Source organism: Streptomyces sp. cf386, assembly GCF_900103585.1.
In the GTDB taxonomy this organism is placed as follows: domain Bacteria; phylum Actinomycetota; class Actinomycetes; order Streptomycetales; family Streptomycetaceae; genus Streptomyces.
The window spans coordinates 1-2,241 of record NZ_FNHV01000050.1; the positions used below are offsets into that span (position 1 = coordinate 1).

At 70.9% G+C, this 2,241-nt stretch carries 2 protein-coding genes; both read left to right on the forward strand.

Annotation, left to right across the window (positions count from 1 at the left end; translation table 11 throughout):
• Positions 1-662: condensation domain-containing protein (locus tag BLU79_RS47215; protein ID WP_256333778.1), on the forward strand; the 662-nt coding region annotated here is incomplete at its 5' end.
• A 29-nt stretch (positions 663-691) separates the two neighbouring features.
• Positions 692-2,241 (forward strand): condensation domain-containing protein (locus BLU79_RS47220; RefSeq protein WP_143052613.1); only part of this gene is annotated, 1,550 nt, incomplete at its 3' end.

Genomic DNA, 2,241 nt, shown 5'->3' on the forward strand with positions numbered 1-2,241 from the left:
ACGTGGAGGGGCATGGTCGCGAGCCGGTCGCCGGTACGGATCTGTCGCGCACGGTGGGCTGGTTCACGAGCAGCCACCCGGTACGGCTCGCGGTCGCCGACGTGGACCTGGAGGAGGTCCTGGACGGTGGACCAGCGGCCGGTGCCCTGCTGAAGGTGGTCAAGGAGCAGGTGCGGTCGGTGCCCGGCGGTGACGGTCTGGGCTACGGGCTGCTGCGCCATCTGAACCCGCAGACGGGCGCGGTGCTGTCCGAACTGCCCGCCGCGCAGATCGGCTTCAACTACCTGGGCCGCTTCCCCACAGGCGGCGATCGCAAGTCGGCCACCGCCGTGAAGGCCTGGCAGCTGACCGGCCAGACCGCGATCGGCGGCTCGGCAGGCCCGGACATGCCCGCCCTGCACACCCTCGAAGCCGCCGCAGTCGTACAGGACGGAGCCGACGGTTCCGAGCTGAAGCTCACGTTGAGTTGGCCGACGACGGTCCTCGACGAGGCGGCGGCCGAGGAACTGGGCCGAGCATGGCTGGCCCTGCTCGCCGGACTCGCCGCACACACGGCCGGCCCCGCCGCGGGAGGTCACACGTCCTCCGACTTCACGCTCGTCGACCTCGCACAGGACGAGGTGGACGAACTCGAAGCCGGTTTCACCGGCGGCGTCTCCTGACCGGACACCAGGCCTTGAGGAGAGAAGCGATGACCCGAACCGCAGTCGAGGACGTGTGGCCCCTGTCTCCGCTTCAGGAGGGGCTGTTGTTCCACGCCGCCTTCGACGACCAGGGACCCGACGTCTACCAGGGACAGCGCCTGCTCGACCTGACCGGACCGCTGGACGCGGGACGGTTGCGGACGGCATGGGAGACGCTCCTGGCTCGCCACCCGGCACTGCGAGCGGGCTTCCGGCGACGCAAGTCGGGAGAGGCGATGCAGGTCATCGCCCGGGACGTCGTACTGCCGTGGCGCGAGGCCGATCTCTCCGGGCTCCCCGACGTCGAGATGGCGGCCGGCCTGCACAAACTGGCCGAGGCCGAGCGGGCGGAGCGGTTCCAGCTCGCGGTTCCGCCGCTGCTCAGGCTGCTGTTGATCAAGCTGGGTGAGACGCGGCACCGTCTGGTGCTCACCAGCCACCACGTCCTCATGGACGGCTGGTCCCTGCCCGTACTGCTGAGGGAACTGAGGACGCTGTACGCGGCCGACGGCGACCCCGGTGCCCTGCCGCCGCCCGCCTCCTACCGGGACTACCTGGTGTGGCTCGGCCGCCAGGACAAGGAGGCCGCCCGCGCCGCCTGGCAGGAGGAACTGGCCGGCGCGGAGGAGCCGACTCTGGTGGCTGCGGCCGCCTCGGGAAGGGCACCCCTGGCGCCGGAGATCCTCACCCGTGAGGTACCCGCACGCCTGGCCGAGGACGTGACGTCCTTCGCCCGTCGGCACGGCCTGACAGTGAACACGGTGGTGCAGGGTGCCTGGGCGCTGGTGCTGGCCCGGCTGTCCGGCCGTACGGACGTCGTCTTCGGCGCGACCGTGGCGGGCCGCCCGGCGGAGCTGCCGGGCGTGGAGTCGATGGTCGGTCTGTTCATCAACACCGTTCCCGTGCGGGTGCGACTCGACGGTGCGCAGCCGGTGCTACGGATGCTCGCCGAACTCCAGGAGCGGCAGAAGAACCTGATCGGGCATCAGCACCTCGGCCTGTCCGAGGTCCAGCAACTCACCGGCCCCGGAGCGACTTTCGACACCCTCCTCGTCTACGAGAACTACCCGCGCACCCCGGCTCGGCCGGCCACCGAGGACACGTTCGACCTGCGCGTCATCGCCGGTGAGGAGACAGCGCACTACCCCTACACGCTCGTCGTGTCCCCGGGCACCCCGATGCGCTGCAAGCTCGACTACCGACCGGACCTGTTCGACCGCGACACCGCCGAGTCGGTGTTCACCAGGTTCTTCGCGGTCCTTGAGCAGATGGTCGGGGACCCGTCGGTGCTGGTGGGCCGGGTGGGTGTGCTGGGTGGGGCGGAGCGTTCGGCCGTGCTCGGCGGATCGAGTGTGGCGGCGAGTGGGGTCCTGAACGGTTCCGTGCCGGAGCTGATCGCCGAGCGGGCGCGGGAGTTCGCGGGCGCGGTGGCGTTGGTGGAGGGTGATCGGTCGCTGTCGTACGGGGAGTTGTGGGCCGCCTCGGGTCGGGTTGCGTCGTATCTCGCGGGTGTGGGGGTGCGGCGTGGTGATCGGGTCGCGGTGGTGATGGAGCGGTC